This is a genomic window from Stenotrophomonas sp. Steno-Z1 (genome assembly GCF_056393175.1).
This window is the reverse complement of the sequence record NZ_JBWJPB010000001.1, coordinates 40,502-57,198: the sequence shown is the minus strand read 5'-3', so window position 1 is coordinate 57,198 and position 16,697 is coordinate 40,502. Positions and strand designations below refer to the sequence as shown.

At 68.6% G+C, this 16,697-nt stretch carries 16 protein-coding genes; 6 read left to right on the top strand and 10 right to left on the bottom strand.

Translation table 11 applies throughout. The annotated features are described in order from the left end of the window. Positions 1–49 precede the first annotated feature (49 nt). Positions 50–685 (top strand): thiamine phosphate synthase, encoded by a 636-nt coding sequence (gene thiE / locus AC06FD_RS00245; protein WP_449336481.1) that lies wholly within the window; start codon positions 50–52, stop codon positions 683–685. Positions 686–700: 15 nt separating this feature from the next. Continuing rightward, entirely contained in the window at positions 701–1,990 is a 1,290-nt protein-coding gene (gene hemL / locus AC06FD_RS00240) for a glutamate-1-semialdehyde 2,1-aminomutase (RefSeq protein ID WP_259207493.1), read from the top strand. Between the two features lie 980 nt (positions 1,991–2,970). Here hemL and azu read toward each other — a convergent pair. Beyond that, positions 2,971–3,381, bottom strand: a complete 411-nt coding sequence (gene azu / locus AC06FD_RS00235; RefSeq protein WP_259207804.1) for an azurin — start codon at positions 3,379–3,381, stop codon at positions 2,971–2,973. A 160-nt stretch (positions 3,382–3,541) separates the two neighbouring features. Here azu and AC06FD_RS00230 point away from each other — a divergent pair, with 160 nt between their 5' ends. Continuing rightward, positions 3,542–4,153 carry an HAD-IA family hydrolase gene (locus tag AC06FD_RS00230; RefSeq protein WP_478076708.1) on the top strand — a complete coding sequence of 204 codons (612 nt, stop codon included), beginning with the start codon at positions 3,542–3,544 and terminating at the stop codon, positions 4,151–4,153. 60 nt (positions 4,154–4,213) lie between these two features. On the opposite strand, the gene AC06FD_RS00225 is transcribed toward AC06FD_RS00230, so the two are convergent. Beyond that, entirely contained in the window at positions 4,214–5,443 is a 1,230-nt protein-coding gene (locus AC06FD_RS00225; RefSeq protein ID WP_259207498.1) for an acetylornithine transaminase, read from the bottom strand. A gap of 65 nt (positions 5,444–5,508) precedes the next feature. Between AC06FD_RS00225 and AC06FD_RS00220 the strand changes: the two genes are divergently transcribed. Beyond that, complete coding sequence (locus AC06FD_RS00220; protein WP_259207500.1) at positions 5,509–6,381, top strand: ion transporter; 873 nt, start codon at positions 5,509–5,511, stop codon at positions 6,379–6,381. A gap of 51 nt (positions 6,382–6,432) precedes the next feature. On the opposite strand, the gene AC06FD_RS00215 is transcribed toward AC06FD_RS00220, so the two are convergent. The 3 genes from AC06FD_RS00215 to AC06FD_RS00205 form a co-directional block, all read right to left on the bottom strand. Continuing rightward, a complete protein-coding gene (locus AC06FD_RS00215) occupies positions 6,433–7,425 on the bottom strand; it encodes a YiiG family protein (RefSeq protein WP_259207502.1) in 993 nt (330 codons plus the stop codon). A gap of 345 nt (positions 7,426–7,770) precedes the next feature. After that, entirely contained in the window at positions 7,771–8,721 is a 951-nt protein-coding gene (locus AC06FD_RS00210) for a YiiG family protein (protein WP_478076707.1), read from the bottom strand. Positions 8,722–8,810: 89 nt separating this feature from the next. Next, positions 8,811–9,629, bottom strand: a complete 819-nt coding sequence (locus AC06FD_RS00205) for an SDR family oxidoreductase (protein WP_449335924.1) — start codon at positions 9,627–9,629, stop codon at positions 8,811–8,813. Between the two features lie 109 nt (positions 9,630–9,738). On the opposite strand from AC06FD_RS00205, the gene AC06FD_RS00200 reads away from it, so the two are divergent. Beyond that, a complete protein-coding gene (locus AC06FD_RS00200) occupies positions 9,739–10,428 on the top strand; it encodes a hypothetical protein (protein WP_394164572.1) in 690 nt (229 codons plus the stop codon). A gap of 31 nt (positions 10,429–10,459) precedes the next feature. Here the strand turns inward: AC06FD_RS00200 and AC06FD_RS00195 are convergent, their stop codons facing one another. Then, positions 10,460–10,978, bottom strand: a complete 519-nt coding sequence (locus tag AC06FD_RS00195; RefSeq protein WP_478076706.1) for a DUF2867 domain-containing protein — start codon at positions 10,976–10,978, stop codon at positions 10,460–10,462. Further along, entirely contained in the window at positions 10,975–11,637 is a 663-nt protein-coding gene (locus tag AC06FD_RS00190; RefSeq protein WP_478047310.1) for a protein kinase family protein, read from the bottom strand. The genes AC06FD_RS00195 and AC06FD_RS00190 overlap by 4 nt, the downstream gene beginning before the upstream one ends. A gap of 102 nt (positions 11,638–11,739) precedes the next feature. Between AC06FD_RS00190 and AC06FD_RS00185 the strand changes: the two genes are divergently transcribed. Then, complete coding sequence (locus AC06FD_RS00185) at positions 11,740–13,740, top strand: bifunctional DedA family/phosphatase PAP2 family protein (RefSeq protein WP_259207514.1); 2,001 nt, start codon at positions 11,740–11,742, stop codon at positions 13,738–13,740. Positions 13,741–13,842: 102 nt separating this feature from the next. Here the strand turns inward: AC06FD_RS00185 and AC06FD_RS00180 are convergent, their stop codons facing one another. The 3 genes from AC06FD_RS00180 to AC06FD_RS00170 form a co-directional block, all read right to left on the bottom strand. Further along, on the bottom strand, positions 13,843–14,421 hold the full coding sequence (locus AC06FD_RS00180) for an LON peptidase substrate-binding domain-containing protein (RefSeq protein ID WP_259207516.1): 579 nt from the start codon (positions 14,419–14,421) through the stop codon (positions 13,843–13,845). A gap of 13 nt (positions 14,422–14,434) precedes the next feature. After that, complete coding sequence (gene mpl, locus AC06FD_RS00175) at positions 14,435–15,799, bottom strand: UDP-N-acetylmuramate:L-alanyl-gamma-D-glutamyl-meso-diaminopimelate ligase (protein ID WP_478076705.1); 1,365 nt, start codon at positions 15,797–15,799, stop codon at positions 14,435–14,437. 326 nt (positions 15,800–16,125) lie between these two features. Further along, positions 16,126–16,689: an adenylate kinase gene (locus tag AC06FD_RS00170; protein ID WP_259207520.1), complete on the bottom strand. Its 564-nt coding sequence runs from the start codon at positions 16,687–16,689 to the stop codon at positions 16,126–16,128. Positions 16,690–16,697: the final 8 nt, after the last annotated feature.

Below are 16,697 nucleotides of genomic sequence, written 5' to 3'. Positions count from 1 at the left end.
ACTGGCGAAGGCCATTGTCCCACTCCCGTCGTACTACCGGTAGCCACCGATGACTCCAGCTTCAGCCTCCACGCCCCGCGCACGCGGCGTTTACCTGATCACCCCGGACGATGCCGACACCGCGCGCCTGCTGGCGCGCACCGCGCCGCTGCTGGCCGCTGGCGCCACCTGGCTGCAGTACCGCAACAAGAGCGCCGACGCCGCACTGAAGCGGGCGCAGGCCACCGCCCTGCAGGCGCTGTGCGCCGAACACGGCGTGCCGCTGATCATCAACGACGATCCCCTGCTGGCCCAGGCCGTGGGCGCTGCCGGCGTGCACCTGGGCGGCACCGATGGCGACATCGGCGCCGCACGGGCGCTGCTCGGGCCGGATGCCATCATCGGCGCGTCCTGCTACGACCAGTTGGCCAACGCCGAGCGTGCCGTCGCCGCCGGTGCCAGCTACGTGGCCTTCGGCGCGTTCTTTCCCACCACCACCAAGGTCACCACCAGCCGCGCCACGCCGGACCTGCTGCGGCAAAGCGCCGCACTCGGCGTACCGCGGGTGGCGATCGGCGGGCTGAGCCCGGACAATGTCGGTCCCATCATCGATGCCGGCGCCGATCTGGTGGCCGTGGTCAGCAGCGTGTTCGCCGCCGCCGATCCGGTCGCCACCCAGCGCGCCTTCCTCGCCCAGTTCCCGTAATACCCAGGACCCCCCATGAACCACGACCAGTCCCACGCCCTGTTCACCCGCGCCCGGACGCTGCTGCCGGGCGGCGTCAATTCGCCGGTGCGCGCGTTCAAGTCGGTCGGCGGTGAGCCGTTCTTCGTCGAGCGTGCCGACGGCGCGTACCTGTACGACGTCGACGGCAACCGCTACATCGACTATGTCGGTTCGTGGGGCCCGATGATCGTCGGCCACAACCACCCGGCCGTACGCCAGGCGGTGAAGCACGCGATCAACAACGGCCTGTCCTTCGGCGCCCCCTGCGAAGCCGAAGTGACCATGGCCGAAACGCTCACCCGCCTGGTGCCGTCGTGCGAGATGGTGCGCATGGTCAACTCAGGTACCGAGGCCACCCTGTCTGCGATCCGTCTGGCGCGCGGGGCCACCGGGCGCAGCCGCATCGTGAAGTTCGAAGGCTGCTATCACGGCCACGGCGACTCGTTCCTGGTCAAGGCCGGCAGCGGCATGCTGACCCTGGGCGTGCCGACCTCGCCGGGCGTGCCGGCCGGCCTGAGCGAACTCACCCTCACCCTGCCCTACAACGATGTCGACGCGGCCACCGCGCTGTTTGCCGAGCAGGGCGAGCACATCGCCGGGCTGATCATCGAACCGGTGGTTGGCAACGCCAACTGCATTCCGCCGCGCGAGGGTTACCTGCAGCACCTGCGCGCACTCTGCACCCAGTACGGCGCGCTGCTGATCTTCGACGAGGTGATGACCGGGTTCCGCGTCGCCCTCGGCGGTGCGCAGGCGCACTACGGCATTACCCCGGACCTGACCACCTTCGGCAAGATCATCGGCGGCGGCATGCCGGTGGGCGCCTACGGTGGCCGTGCGGACCTGATGGAGCAGATCGCCCCGGCCGGCCCGATCTACCAGGCCGGCACGCTCAGCGGCAATCCGGTGGCGATGGCCGCCGGCCTGGCGATGCTGGACCTGGTGCAGGCACCGGGTTTCCACGACCGCTTGGGCGCGGCCAGCGCGCGCCTGTGCGCGGGGCTGGAGGCAGCCGCGGCCGAGGCGGGCGTGGCCGTGACCACCAACCAGGTGGGCGCGATGTTCGGCCTGTTCTTCACCGACCAGAAGGTGGAGACCTACGCCCAGGCCACCTCCTGCGACATCAGCGCATTCAACACCTTCTTCCACGCGATGCTCGAGCGCGGCGTGTTCCTGGCACCGTCGGCGTACGAAGCCGGCTTCATGTCCAGCGCGCACGATGACGGCGTGATCGATGCGACGATCGCTGCGGCGCGCGAGGCGTTCAAGGTCGTCAAGGGCTGAGCGGGCGCGTGGCGCCACGCCCTGCGTGGCGGCCCTGCGATCAGGCGCTGCGTGCAGCCACCCATGGGGTGGCTCTACGCGAATGGCTCGCCGCAGCCACCCATGGGGTGGCTCTACACGTGCAATCCGACACGTAGAGCCACGCCATGCGTGGCTGCCGTTCGATCAGGCATTGCGTGCAGCCACCCATGGGGTGGCTCTACGCGTGCAATCCGACCATCGTAGAGCCACGCCATGCGTGGCTGCCGTTCGATCAGGCATAGCGTGCAGCCACCCATGGGTGGCTCTACGCGGATGGCTCGCCGCAGCCACCCATGGGGTGGCTCTACATGTGCAATCCGACCATCGTAGAGCCACGCCATGCGTGGCTGCCGTTCGATCAGGCATTACGTGCAGCCACCCATGGGGTGGCTCTACACGTGCAATCCGACACGTAGAGCCACGCCATGCGTGGCTGCTGTTCGATCAGGCATTGCGTGCAGCCACCCATGGGGTGGCTCTACATGTGCAATCCGACCATCGTAGAGCCACGCCATGCGTGGCTGCCGTTCGATCAGGCATTGCGTGCAGCCACCCATGGGGTGGCTCTACACGTGCAATCCAACCATCGTAGAGCCACGCCATGCGTGGCTGCCATTCGATCAGGCATTGCGTGCAGCCACCCATGGGGTGGCTCTACGCGGATGGCTCGCCGCAGCCACCCATGGGGTGGCTCTACGCGTGCAATCCGACCATCGTAGAGCCACGCCATGCGTGGCTGCCGTTCGATCAGGCATTACGTGCAGCCACCCATGGGGTGGCTCTACGCGTGCAATCCGACACGTAGAGCCACGCCATGCGTGGCTGCCGTTCGATCAGGCATTGCGTGCAGCCACCCATGGGGTGGCTCTACGCGCGCAATCCGACCATCGTAGAGCCACGCCATGCGTGGCTGCCGTTCGATCAGGCATTGCGTGCACTCACACGACGGCAGCTACGCGTCAGCCGAAAACGAATCGGCCCTTCATCATCGCGAAGTGGCCCGGGAACGAGCAGAAGAACGTGTAGTCGCCGCCCTTGGCCAACTTGGCCGTGGCGAAGGTGACGCTGGTGCTCTGGCCGCCGCCGATCACCGCCGTATGGGCCAGCACTCGTGCATCGGCCTTGGGCAGGTAGCTGTCGGCCAGGGTCATGCGCATGCCCGCCATCGCCACCGGCTGGTAATCGGCGCTGCGGGTGAGCACCCAGTTGTGGCCCATCGCGGTGGCGGCCAGTTTGCCGGTGTGGCGCAGGGTCAGCTTCACCTGCGTGCAGTCCGCGCCGACCTTGATCTCCTTCTGGCTGAAGCTCATCTGGTCGGTGCTGTCGATGGTGACCGCGCACACGCGGGCATGGGCAGCCGGGGCCAGCATCAGGCCGGCGAGCAGTACGGGGGCAAGCAGGTTCACGGCGATCTCCAACACTCAGTCCGGAGATTCTAGACAGCCGCTTGCCCGCCCACCTGCGACGCGATGTCGCAGCACGCACCCGGAGTAAGGTACGGTCGGCACTGGACCTGGACGAACGTTGCCGATGCTGGTTGCCGTGGACTGCCTGCTGCTGGATTTTGATGGCGTGCTGGTGCGCCATGCGCGCCACGTGCGCGTGCGTCACCTCGCCGCCAGCACCCGCCGCAGCGCCGCACAGGTGCAGGCCGCGCTGTTCGACAGCGGCCTGGAGCAACGGCATGACGCCGGGCTGGACAGCGCGCTGTACCTGCAGCAGTTGGGCACTGCATTGGGCACCCCGGTGAGCATCGCGCAATGGCAGGACGCGCGCATTGCCGCGTCATCGCCGCAGGACGGGGTGATCGAACGCGTCGAACGCATCGCGCGTGATCTGCCGATCGCCATCTTGACCAACAACGGCGCGCTCATGGCCCAGACCATCCCGCGCATCCTCCCTACCCTGGCCGAGGCCCTGAGCGGGCGCATCCTGTGCAGCGGTGCACTCGGTAGACGCAAACCGGACCCGGCCGTGTTCGTGCAGGCCGTGACGCTGCTTGGCACGCGCGCCGAGCGCACGCTGTTCATCGATGACCTGTTCGTCAACGTGCGCGGCGCGCGGCAGGCGGGATTGCAGGCGGAGACGGCGAGCGACAGCCGCAGTATCGGCAAGGTGTTCAAGCGCTACGGCGTGGCGTAGAGCCGACCGTGGGTCGGCTGTGTTCGCCCCAAGACAACAGCAGCCGACCCTCGGTCGGCGCTACCGCGACGCGATGAACCCGGCGATCGCGGCGTGCAGCCGCTTCAGGCCTTCGGCGATTTCTTCATCGGTGATGTTCAACGAGGGCACGAAGCGCAACACGTCCGGACCCGCCTGCAAGGTCAACAGACCGTGCTCGGCGGCATGGTCGAGGATGGCACCGGCCTGGCCGGCGAAATCCCGGTCCAGCACCGCACCCAGCATCAGGCCGCGGCCGCGCACCTGGCTGAACACCTTGAACTCGTCGTTGATCCTGCCCAGGCCATCGCGCAGCGCCTGCGACTGGCGGCTCACGTTGTGCGCGATCTCCGGCGAAGACAGCTTGCGCAGCGCCACGCGCGCCACGGCCGCCGCGAGGGGGTTGCCGCCGAAGGTGGTACCGTGCGCACCGAACTGCATCACCTCGGCCACCTTCGGCCCGGCCAGCATCGCGCCGATCGGGAAACCGCCGCCCAGGGCCTTGGCCAGGGTGACGATGTCCGGCTTGATGCCGTCCTGCCAGTGCGCGAACAGCGTGCCGGTGCGGCCCATGCCAGCCTGGATCTCATCGAGCACCATCAGCGCGTTGTGCTGGTCGCACAGTTCGCGGATGCGCTGCATGAAGCCCGGCTTGGCCGGCATCACCCCGCCCTCGCCCTGGATCGGCTCCAGCATCACCGCGGCCACGTCGCCGGCCGCCATCGCGGTTTCCAGCTGCGTCTCATCGTTGAAATCGACGTAGCGGAAGCCACCGGGCAACGGCTCGTAGCCTTCCTGGTACTTCGGCTGGGCGGTGGCGGTCACCGCGGCCAGGGTGCGGCCATGGAAGCTGCCACGGAAGGTCACGATCACCCGCTGATGGGCGGGGCGGCCCAGCGAGGAAGCCCACTTGCGCACCAGCTTGATCGCCACTTCATTGGCTTCGGCGCCGGAGTTGCACAGGAACACCCGCTCGGCGAAACGCGAGGAGGTGACCAGTTCTTCGGCCAGGCGCAGCGGCGGCTCGCTGTAGAACACGTTGCTGGTGTGCCAGAGCTTGCCGGCCTGCTCGACCAGCGCGGCGGTCAGGTCCGGGTCGTTATGGCCCAGCCCGCACACGGCGATGCCGGCGGCCAGGTCGATGAACTCGCGGCCCCGGGTGTCCCAGACGCGCGCGCCCTGGCCGCGTTCGAGCACCACCTGGCGCGGTTTATAGACCGGCAGGTAGTAATGCGACAGGGACAACAGCGGATCGGTGGCAGCGGCGGTCATGGCGGTCAGAGGGTGCGGGAAAGTCCCATTCTCGCGCTTTGGGCCGGTGGGGCACAATGCAGCCCATGCGACCGTTCACCGCCCCCCAGCTCAACCCCGCCACCGAGACCGGCTGGCGCCGGACCTGGTTCGACATCATCTACCGGCACGACACCCGGCCATCGCGCAATTTCGACCTGCTGCTGGTCTACGCCATCATCGCCAGCGTGCTGGTGGTCATGTTCGATAGCGTGCAGCGCTTCCACATCGCCCACGCCAGCTGGCTGTACGTACTGGAATGGGGCTTCACGGTGCTGTTCACCGCCGAGTACCTGCTGCGGCTGGTGGTAGTCCGACGTCCGCTGCGGTACGCATTCAGCATCTGGGGCATCATCGACCTGGCCTCGATCCTGCCGACCTACCTGTCCCTGTTCATTCCCGGCGCACAGAGCCTGCTGGTGGTCCGCGCGCTGCGCATCCTGCGCGTGTTCCGCATCCTCAAGCTGACCCGCTACATCGAAGAAAGCGGCGTGCTGATGGAGTCGCTGTGGCGCAGCCGGCGCAAGATCCTGCTGTTCCTGTTCACGGTGGTGACCATCACGATCATCGCCGGCACCCTCATGTACGTGATCGAAGGCCCCAACCACGGCTTCACCAGCATCCCCAGCAGCATGTACTGGGCGGTGGTGACCATGGCCACGGTCGGCTTCGGCGACATCGTGCCGCAGACCGTGCTCGGCCGCTTCGTCACCTCGGTGCTGATCCTGATCGGCTACAGCATCATCGCCGTGCCCACCGGCATCTACACCGCCGAGCTGGCCAGCACCATGCGCGACGCCGACCTCGCCGCGCGCCGCGATGCACGTGGCTGCGCGCACTGCGGGCTGGAAGGCCACGAACCGGATGCCCGGCATTGCCGCCGGTGCGGCGACGCATTGCCCGATACCTTCAATACGTAACTTCGATCCACCCCGGCGCGCTGCACGCCCCGGGGTGGATCGCACTGCCGCTTACTGGCGGTTGCTCTGGAACACCAGGCTGTTGTATTCGTTCAACAGGCGCCCGGCCGAGCCTTGCGGCGCATGCGACGGCGAATCCAGCATGCGCTGCTCGAAGTCGCTGTACGGGGTCTTGTCGGCCACGCGCTTGATGCGCTCCTTGCCCTCGCGACGGAAATTCTCCGCGGCGGTCTCGAAGCTGTTCCAGTCCATCTTGCCCGGTTCCTGGTCGGCCACCTTGGCGTGCGCTTCGTCGGCGATGGTGTTGAACGCGTCCAGTCGGGCGCGCCCCTGCACGACGTCGAAGTCATCTTCGGCCATCAGGTCCATCAGCGACTTGGCCTCCAGCATGATGGCCAGGCGGTAGTACGTGCGGGTGCGGCCTTCCTGCTTTTCCAACGCCTGCAGCTGGGCCTGCTGGGCGCGGTCGTTCTCGGCCTCCAGCGCGGTGCTGAACACTTCGCTGGCCTGCACGAAGGCGGCCAGCGCGTCCATCAGCGGGGCATGCATCGCCTTGCCGCGCGCGTAGCCGTCGTCTTCGAAGTCTTCGCGCTTGTAGTAGTCGTAGGCCGCGTGGGTGAGCGGCTGCAGGGCGTGCAGGCTGTCCAGGTAAACCTTGGCCGCCTTGTCCAGCTCCGGCAGCGCCGGCGCGGCAGCGATCGCGGTGGGAATGGCGGCATCGCAGGTCTTGAGGTCGTCGGCGTCCAGGTCCGGCGGTCCGATCGGACGTTCTTCGCGACCGCTCGGACCGACCTTGGGATCCTTCATCCAGCCCGTGTAATAGCCGATGCCGCGATGGATGCCCGAATCGACATCGTTGTAGCAGTCGATGTAGCTGTTGAGCTTGGCGGTCAGTGCCTGCTCGGCATCCTGCGCAGCGGTATCGGCCGCCTTGCCGGCCTGGGTCACCGCATCGGGGGCGGCGCCCGGGCTCTTGCCGCCACAGGCGGTGAGCAGCAGCGACAGCGCTACAGCCAGCGGGGCGACGGGAAGCGTACGGATCATGCGTGACATCCTTGTTGGAAACGATTTCAGCCGCGCATTGTACCCAAGCCCACCGGCGCTGCCGACCGCAGCGCGCGCCACTCAACCGGGCCATGCGGTTGCGCATCTCCACCAGGTCGTTGTAGTTGGCCATCACCGTGCGCGACGCCAAGCACGCGCGATGCCCGCGGCGGTCCGCACGGTGGGCTGGACGGGCGCGCGCCCGATGCGCTGCGTTGCCGCCACTGCGGCGAGAAACGGCCGCCGGTGTCCAACGCCGGAGCCCTGAAGGCGGGCACGCGGCAGGGCGTGCGCCGCCCCGCCGCGTTGACGCTGTCGTCGCCGACAGCGACGTGGCGCTGCGCCTCAGCGCGACAACTGGTTGCTGGCGTCGACCAGATCGTTGTAGCTGTCGGTCACCGCTTCGGCCGAGCCCTGCGGGTTGCCGATGCGGCCGCCGCCCTGCATCAGGATCTGCTCGCTGCGGGTCAGCGGCTTGTTTTCCTGCAGGCGGTCCACGCGACGACCCGCGTCCCGGGCCAGCCCGTCGGCAGCGCGCTCGAGGTGGCCCCACATGGCATCACCCCTGCCGATCTTGTCGTCCTGGGCCTGCTTCAGCAGGGCCTGGAAGGCGGCCAGCTGGGTGCGGGCCACGGCCAGGTCCGGCGTCTCGGCCGTCAACAGCGCCACCAGCTGCTTGGCGTCGCCCACGATCCGGAGCTGGTAGTAGGACGCAGAGCGCCCTTCGGCCGCTTCGATCTCCTTCAACTGGGCGCGACGACGCTCATCCTCGCGCGTCTCCAGCGCCGCATCCAGCGCATCGCTGGCCTCGAAGAACGCCATGTAGGCCTGCATCAGCGGGCCGTGCTGGGTGCGCATGCCCGCGTGGTCGTCGCGCAGGTAGTCCTCGCGGGTGTAGTAGCGGTCGGTCTGTTCGATCAGCGCGTACAGGTCAACGAAGCGTTGCTGGTAGGTGCGCGCAGGCGGGTCCAGCGCCGCATCGGCCGGGGTCATCGCCAATGCCGCCACCATCGGTTCATTGCACAGCGCGACGCGGTGCGACAGCACCATGCCCGGTCCGCGCACGTGCGCCTCCTTGCCGGTCGGGCCTGCCTTCGGATCCTGCATCCAGCCGGTGTACTGCTGGAAGCCTTCATGGATGGGCTGCTCCACCGCGTTGAAACACGCGATGTAGGCATTCACCTTCTCAACGCCTTCCGTATCGACGGCATGCGAGGGGCCTTTGCTGCAGGCACCGAGCAGGCCGATGACGGCGATGGCGGCGGCGAGCGATGCACTTGGCTTGCGATGGGACATTCAATGGACCAGACAAAAGCGGGCACGCACAGTAGCAGCCGGGCGTGCAGCCTGTGTCGACACTGTCAGCGGGCGACGCGATCGGGGCCTCAATCCAGGAACAGATCCGGCAGCAACGGCTGCGACGGATCCACCGCATAGCCGCTCAGGTCGGTGATACCGGCCTGCGCCAGCACCTCGTCGTCAAGCAGGAACTGCCCGCTGAAACCGGCCGCATCGCGGGTCAACACCGCATGCGCGGCATCGGCCAGGATCTGCGGCGTGCGGCAGCCGTTGATGTCCACGCCGGGAATCATGTTGACCGCGTCGGTGGCGATGATCGTGCGCGGCCACAAGGCGTTGACCGCCACGCCCTGCGGCCCGAACTCGGCGGCCAGGCCCAGGGTGACAAAGCTCATGCCCATCTTGGCCAGCGTGTAGCCGGTATGCGGCCCCCACCATTTGGGGTCCAGGCTCGGCGGCGGCGCCAGGGTGAGGATATGCGGGTTGGGCGCCTGCAGCAGGTAGGGCAGGCAGGCCTGCGCGCACAGGAAACTGCCGCGCGAATTGACCTGCTGCATCAGGTCGAAGCGCTTCATCGGGGTGTCCAGCGTGCCACGCAGCCAGATCGCGCTGGCGTTGTTGACCAGGATGTCGATGCCGCCGAAGGTGTCCACCGTCGCGGCCACCGCCGCGCGTACCTGGTCTTCCTCGCGGATGTCGCACTTGAGCGCCAGGCCCTGACCACCGGCGGCGGTGACCGCCTCGACGGCACTGTGGATGGTCCCGGGCAACTTCGGATTGGGCACGGCCGACTTGGCCGCGATGGCGACGTTCGCGCCATCCTGCGCCGCGCGCAGGGCGATGGCCAGGCCGATGCCGCGCGAGGCGCCGGTGATGAAGAGGGTCTTGCCTTGCAGACTGGCCATGTCGCGTGCTCCGGCGAAATCGGTGATCGGCCCAGTATGCCGCGACCACGCGTAATTAACCGCCCCTTGACGATAGTGACGCTCCGGTTACCGCTGCGAGGTTCCTGCCATGCGCCGTTCCCGTTGCCTGCTGCCCGCCGTTGGCCTGCTGCTGATCACCACCGCCTGCCAGGGCGGGTCGTCCGAGCCGCCCCGCGCCACGACGCCCGGGCCAGCCACCGGCACGGCGCGCATGGCCGCCGACAGTGCGCTGCGCTGGAGTCCCGCAGTCGTGTGGAGCGGCGACCTGAACAGTTGTCGCCAGGGCGAGGCTGCGGCCACCCGCGATTGTCTGACCAAGGCGATGCAGGCCGGCGGCGCCAGCGCCGATGCGGTTACCGCCGCCGGGCAGTTGTCCAGCGCCGGCGAACTGGCGTATGTGACCGCGTGGCATGAACAGGACGGCATCGGCGTGGCCACGGTGGCCTACCCGTTCCGCGCCAATACCAACGAAGGCACGCGGCTGATCGACGCCGGCGGCAAGCGCATCGACGTGGACACCGTACAGCTGGACGACACGCTGCGCGCCGATCCCGGCGTGCAGGCGCTGCTCAACGCCCATCCCCAGGCAACGCCGTTTGCGCCGGCACGGGCGGCGGGCGGCACGCCGCTGGAAGGCGGCGGAGTGCGTCTGGTGTACCGCACGCCGCTGCGCGAGTGCCACGCGTGCGCGGACGTGGGCCAACTACAGATCGGTTACGACTTCGACGCCACGCGGCACTTCGTCGGGCAGCATGTGGTGCCGACACCCGCACCGTGATCCGGCCGGGCCGGCTGCCCGCAGCCGTCCATCATGGCGCGCTTGACGCGTATCGCAGCACCTGCCGCCGCAACAGACGCGGCACGATCCAGCGATGCACCGGCGCCACCGGCAGCATGTACAGCCGGCCAAACGCGTTATGGGTGTGCACCACGGTGGCGATCTCCAGCAGATCACCGCGCCATTGCAGCGCCAGCTGCACGCGCAGATGGCGGTCGTCATCTTCCAGCACGATCGCATCGGACGTGCACTGCTGCAGGGTGAAGATGCCGAGCCGGTCGCCCGGCCGTGGATCGACGCTCTCCTGCACCGCGCGCAGCGAGCCCAGGTCCTTCATGCCGAGCAGGCGCATGCCCCGATTGCGCAGCGCCATCAAGCCATCGAACCAGCCCGGCACCGTGGCCGCCATGTCCGTGTAGGCCTGCAACGCCGAGCGCCCCTCGCGCGCCACGGCCGCCTGGCAGGCGTGCGCGAAGTCGGCGCCGGGCAACTGCGCATGCAATACGCTGCCGGCGCCAAGCGGCACCACCGCAACGCGCGGCGCGCTCACGGCTTCGGTCCCTGCCCTTCGTTGTCTTCCCAGTGCAGGATTTTCCGGGTGACGAACCGGTACACCGGCTTGCCGGTGCGGAACCACAGATCACGTACCCACGAGGTGCGCTTGAGCAGGCGCTTCTCCACCGGGGTGAGCGACTCGCGGCAATACATGCGCTTGTGCTTGAGCAGGTGGCGCAGGTCTTCGCGCGCCAGCAGGCGCATCCAGCGCGAGCGCGGGTTGCCGATCACCGCCAGCTGGAAATCGATCAGCGCCGGCGAGCCGTCCTCGCGCACCAGCCAGTTGGCTTCCTTGGCCAGGTCGTTGTGCGCGATGCCGTGCCGGTGCACGCGCTGCAGCAGCCGGCGCGCGGCGCGGAAGTAGGCCAGGTCGCCGCGTGGCGGGCGCTGGTACATCGCATCGCCGGGCATGAAGCTGCGGTCCAGCCAGCGCCCGTTCCAGGCCAGCAATGCCGGGGTGTCGGCCATGCCGTCCAGGTGCGCCAGCGCGCGCGCCTCGCGCCGGGCCAGCCACCAGGCCGGCAGTCGCAGCCACCACGGGGTCGCCTCCAGGTCGCGGCGCACGAAACGCTGGCCGTCCTGCTCGACCAGCAGGATGCGGCCGAAGCTGTCGGCCTTGAGGGCATGGGGAGCGGGATCGGGGGCGGGCTTCATCGGCTCATTCTAGGCGGGCGATCGCGTTCATTCACTGTAGATGTCGCGCGTTGGCCCCTGCTGGCCGGCAGTCAGTCACCTTCCGCCCCCTATAATCGCGTGATGGACTCGTCATGGATCGATGCCACGCTTGCGTGGATCTCAGCTCACCCCGTGCTTGCCGGCGCGGTCATTTTCCTCATTGCCTTCTGCGATGCGGTCATCGTGCTGGGCGCGATCGTGCCGGCGTTGCCGCTGTTGTTCGCGGTCGGCGTGTTCATCGGCCTGGGCCAGATTTCCGGCCCCTATGCGGTGGCCTGCGCGGCGCTGGGCGCGTTTGCCGGCGACGGCATCAGCTATTGGATTGGCCGGCGCTGGGGTGATCGGCTGCGCGGCTTCTGGCCCTTCAGCAAGTACCCGCAACTGCTGGACCGCGGCGAGACGATGTTCCGCCGCAATGCCTTCAAGAGCATCCTGGTGGCGCGCTACGTCGGCGCGATCCGGCCGTTCGTGCCGGCCATCGCCGGCATGATGAAGATGCCGCTGTCGCGCTATGTGCAGGCCAGTGGCGTTGCCGCCCTGTCCTGGGCGGTGTTGTTCCTTGCCCCCGGCTGGGTGCTGGGCGAGGCCTACGACGCCGTCGCGGCGGTGGCCGGGCGGCTGGTGATGGTGCTGGGGCTGGTCGCGGTGGTGATGGGCGCGGTCTGGGCGATCGTGCTGTACAGCTACCGCTGGTCGGCCTCGCGCATGGACAGCTGGCTGGCCGCGCTGCTGCGCTGGTCGCAGCGCCACCCCACGCTGGGCCGTTATTCGGTCTCGGTGTTCGATCCGCAGCGGCGCGAGTCGGTGCCACTGGCGATGCTGGCCTTGATGCTGTTGTTGCTGGGCTGGTGCTGGTTCGCACTGCTCATGGCCGTGGTCGCACACGGCGAGCCGTTGCGCCTGGACCTGGCCGTGCACGACGCGATGCTGGCGCTGCGCAACCCGCTGGCCGACTACCCGATGGCCGCCCTGGCCTCGCTGGGTGCCTGGCAGGTACTGCTGCCGGCAACCGCGGTGGGCATGGGCTACCTGGTCTGGCGCCGGCGCTGGATGGCGGCGGCGCATTGGCTGGCGGCGCTGGCCTTCGGCCTGGCCCTGTGCAAGCTGCTGGGTGCGACCGTCCACGTGGTGCGCCCACCGGATGCCAGCAGCGGCTTCGGCTTCCCGTCGGTGTCGGTGACCATGGCCACCATCATCTTCGGCTTCTTCGCCGTGCTGATCGCACGCGAACTGCCCGGCCGCACCCGCGTGTGGCCGTACCTGCTGTCGGGCATCGTGGTCAGCCTGATCGGCTTCGCGCGCCTGTACCTGGGCGCTCACTGGCTGAGCGATGTGATCGGCGGGATGCTGTTCGGCATCTTCTGGCTGCTGGTGCTGGGCATCGCCTACCGCCGCCGCTTCAACCGCTCGTTCTGGGTCAAGCCGGTGGCGTGGTTGTTCTACGGCACCTTCGCGGTGGCTGCGCTGTGGTACGCGCCGCGCAACATCCCGCTCAAGCTCGCCCGCTTCGAACCGGCCCAGCCGGCACCGGTGGACGTGGCCGCCGCTGCGTGGTGGCAGGCGGAATGGAAACAGCTTCCCTCGCGCCGCAATGAGTTCGATGACGACCAGCGCTGGCCGCTGGACGTGCAGGTGGCCGGGCCGCTGGCGCCGCTACAGCGCCGCCTGGAGAGCCAGGGCTGGCGCGTGCAGCCGCAGGCGGGATGGGAGCAGGCGCTGCTGATGCTGGACAAGTCGGCCACGCCGGAGGACGTGCCGGTGCTGCCGGCCACGCTGGATACCCAGGTGGAATCGCTGCTGATGCTGCGCCCGGGCAATGCGCCCAACGAGATCTTCGCGCTGCGCCTGTGGCCGGCGCCGACGCGCCTGCAACCGGGCAACCAGCCGCTGTGGCTGGGCAGCGCGCAGACGCTGCACTACCAGCAGCATGTCCACCTGATCGGGATGTGGCGGCCGATGCGCGGCATCGACCCGTCGCTGTCGGCGGTGCGCGAGGCACTGGATGGCCTGCCGCAGCAGGTCGATACGCATCCGGACACGCAGATGCCGGTGCTGCGGGTGCGGACGCCGGCAGCGGAGTGATCCTCGCGCCGTTCATGCCATGCATGGACGGTGCGCAGGTAAACAGCGGGTGATAGGGGCGCGCCCGTACCGGGGGATCGCCCGGTGTGCGCCGGTCGGGCCTTACGGCATCCAGCCCAGCAGGTCTTCCAGGCGCTGGTGCGGGTCGTCGTGCTGCAGCAGTTGCAGGCGCTGTGGCTCGTCCAGCGGCAGCAGCTCGGCCAGCCGCCAGCCGACCCAGGCCGCCTGCTCAAGCTGGGCCGGGTGGCTGGGTGCGAACGCGCTGCCGGCCTGCTCGATGATGTGCTCGAGCACGGTCGCCAGCAGCGCATGCTCGGGCCGCAGTTCGTCGTCGTGGTCGGGCGTGCTCCACTGCACGTCGGCCAGGATCAGCCCGTTGTCGCGCACCCGCGTGCGCAGCACGTGGAAGCGGCGCTGGCCGCGCAGGCGCAGCATCAGCACGCCGTCGGCGCCGACGTCGAAATCCTCGATCCGCGCCTCCACCCCGTAGGCGGCCGGCGATGCCGGTGCCCCCACTTCCTCGCCCTCCAGGATCAGGCAGATGCCGAAGTTGCTTTCCTGGCGGCTGCACTCGCGCAGCATGTCCAGGTAACGACGCTCGAACACCCGCAGGCCCAACGCAGCGCCGGGCAGCAGCACCGCATGCAGCGGGAACAACGGCAGGGAGACGGTCTCGGTCATGCCATGCGCCGGCTCAGGACGCCTGCAACTGCGCCAGGAAACGGCGCGGCGCGCCGTCGAAGCCGCCGTTGGACATGAACACCACGTGGTCGCCCGGCTGCGCGATCCCGCCGAGGCGGGCGAGCAGTGCGTCGGTGTCGGGCACCGCGTGGGCGTCTCCGCGCACGGCGGCGATCACCCCGGCCGCGTCCCAGGCGAGCTCCGGCCGGTGCAGGAACACCACCGCATCGGCGAGCGCCAGCGACGGCGCCAGCGCCTGCGCATGCGCGCCAAGCCGCATCGAGTTGCTGCGCGGCTCCATGGCCACCACGATCCGCGCATCGCCGACCTTGGCGCGCAGGCCTTGCAGGGTGGTGTGGATGGCGGTGGGGTGGTGGGCGAAATCGTCGTAGATGGTGATGTCGTGCGCCTGGCCGATCACTTCCATGCGGCGCTTGACGCTGCGGAAGCCGGCCAGCGCCGGGATCACTGTCGCCAGGTCCACGCCCACCGCATGTGCGGCGGCCAGCGCGGCCAGACCGTTGAGCACGTTGTGCCGGCCCAGCAGCGACCAGCGCACTTCACCCACGCGCGCGCCGCGATGATGCACCACGAAGGCACTGCCATCGGCGCTGACCAGTTCGGCATGCCATTCCAGACCCGGATCGAAGCCGAACCGTTCCACCGGCGTCCAGCAGCCCATCGCCAGCACCTCGGACAGGTAGGCATCCTCGCCGTTGACGATCAACCGCCCGCGCGCCGGCACGGTGCGGATCAGATGATGGAACTGGCGCTGGATCGCCGCCACGTCCGGGAAGATGTCGGCGTGGTCGTATTCGAGGTTGTTGAGGATCGCCACCAGCGGGCGGTAGTGCACGAACTTGCTGCGCTTGTCGAAGAAGGCGGTGTCGTACTCGTCGGCCTCGACCACGAACTCACGGCCCTGGCCCAGGCGCGCGGACACGCCGAAGTCTTCGGCGACGCCACCGATCAGGAAGCCCGGCTCACGGCCGGCGGCCTGCAGCAGCCAGGTCAGGATGGTGGTGGTGGTGGTCTTGCCGTGGGTGCCGGCCACCGCGAGCGTGTCGCGGCCGGGCAGCACCTGTTCGGACAACCATTGCGCGCCGGAAATATAGCGCTGGCCGGCATCGAGTACCGCTTCCACCGCCGGGTTGCCGCGCGACAACGCATTGCCGACGATCACCGCGTCGCAGTCGGCGGCGACGCTGTCGGCCCGGTAGCCGGGATCCAACGCGATCCCCAGCTGTTCCAGCTGGGTGGACATCGGCGGATAGATCGCCTGATCGCTGCCACGGACCGTCTGGCCCAGTTCCCGCGCCAACGCGGCCACGCCGCCCATGAAGGTGCCGGCAATACCAAGGATGTGAATCGTGCTCATGCGTCGGATTGTCGCCGATCCCCTGCGTCGTCGGCCATTGTCGTCAGACAATTCCTCAATCGATCATAGGAAGAATTTCGCGGGGTGTCGGGGAATCCCCGATAGCGAGCTAGTGTGAATACGGACACAATTGCGCTGGCCAGCCGTGGTACCCCATTGGTCCTACTCCCCAAGAGGCCATCCCCAGGGGAGCTCATGCTGCGGGGCTCTGAGCAAGCCCGTTCGCTGGCACCTAAACCGCACGCCTGGCCCTTTCGGGGGCCGGGCGTGTGTGTTTATGCGGCCTGGCCGAACAGCAGCGCTGCCGAGGCAGCGCCGCCGCGGGCTCAGCCGTGGATCGCGGCGCGGATGCGCGCTTCCACGTCGTCCAGCTCGCCCACGCCATCCACGCGTGCCAGCGTGCCGCGACCGGCGTAGAAATCCACCACCGGGGCAGTCTGATCGTTGTAGACCTGCAGGCGCTGACGCACCGACTCGGGGTTGTCATCGGCGCGGCCCTGTTCGGCGGCACGGCCGGCGATGCGCTCGACCAGCAGTTCGGTCGGCACGTCCAGCTGCACGACGGCATCCAGCGGCTGGCCGATCTTCGCCAGCAGGGTGTCCAGCGCATTGGCCTGGGCCACGTTGCGCGGGTAACCGTCGAGGATGAAGCCGTTGGCCACGTCGGCCTGGCCCAGGCGCGATTCCAGCATGCCCAGCAGGATGTCATCGGACACCAGGTTGCCGGCATCCATCACCGCCTTGGCCTGCGTGCCCAGCTCGGTGCCTGCGGCCACTTCGGCACGCAGCAGGTCGCCGGTGGAAATATGCGCAATCGACAGGTGTTCCTTCAGGCGCGTCGCCTGTGTCCCCTTGCCCGAACCGGGCGGTCCCAACAGAACCAATCGCATCAACCTGA

Excerpts from the sequence above, each read along its gene's own strand:
- thiE (WP_449336481.1), top strand. The coding sequence starts at position 50 with ATGACTCCAGCTTCAGCCTCCACGCCCCGCGCACGCGGCGTTTACCTG.
- hemL (WP_259207493.1), top strand. The coding sequence starts at position 701 with ATGAACCACGACCAGTCCCACGCCCTGTTCACCCGCGCCCGGACGCTG.
- azu (WP_259207804.1), bottom strand. The coding sequence starts at position 3,381 with ATGCTGGCCCCGGCTGCCCATGCCCGCGTGTGCGCGGTCACCATCGAC.
- AC06FD_RS00230 (WP_478076708.1), top strand. The coding sequence starts at position 3,542 with ATGCTGGTTGCCGTGGACTGCCTGCTGCTGGATTTTGATGGCGTGCTG.
- AC06FD_RS00225 (WP_259207498.1), bottom strand. The coding sequence starts at position 5,443 with ATGACCGCCGCTGCCACCGATCCGCTGTTGTCCCTGTCGCATTACTAC.
- AC06FD_RS00220 (WP_259207500.1), top strand. The coding sequence starts at position 5,509 with ATGCGACCGTTCACCGCCCCCCAGCTCAACCCCGCCACCGAGACCGGC.
- AC06FD_RS00215 (WP_259207502.1), bottom strand. The coding sequence starts at position 7,425 with ATGATCCGTACGCTTCCCGTCGCCCCGCTGGCTGTAGCGCTGTCGCTG.
- AC06FD_RS00210 (WP_478076707.1), bottom strand. The coding sequence starts at position 8,721 with ATGTCCCATCGCAAGCCAAGTGCATCGCTCGCCGCCGCCATCGCCGTC.
- AC06FD_RS00205 (WP_449335924.1), bottom strand. The coding sequence starts at position 9,629 with ATGGCCAGTCTGCAAGGCAAGACCCTCTTCATCACCGGCGCCTCGCGC.
- AC06FD_RS00200 (WP_394164572.1), top strand. The coding sequence starts at position 9,739 with ATGCGCCGTTCCCGTTGCCTGCTGCCCGCCGTTGGCCTGCTGCTGATC.
- AC06FD_RS00190 (WP_478047310.1), bottom strand. The coding sequence starts at position 11,637 with ATGAAGCCCGCCCCCGATCCCGCTCCCCATGCCCTCAAGGCCGACAGC.
- AC06FD_RS00185 (WP_259207514.1), top strand. The coding sequence starts at position 11,740 with ATGGACTCGTCATGGATCGATGCCACGCTTGCGTGGATCTCAGCTCAC.
- AC06FD_RS00180 (WP_259207516.1), bottom strand. The coding sequence starts at position 14,421 with ATGACCGAGACCGTCTCCCTGCCGTTGTTCCCGCTGCATGCGGTGCTG.
- mpl (WP_478076705.1), bottom strand. The coding sequence starts at position 15,799 with ATGAGCACGATTCACATCCTTGGTATTGCCGGCACCTTCATGGGCGGC.
- AC06FD_RS00170 (WP_259207520.1), bottom strand. The coding sequence starts at position 16,689 with ATGCGATTGGTTCTGTTGGGACCGCCCGGTTCGGGCAAGGGGACACAG.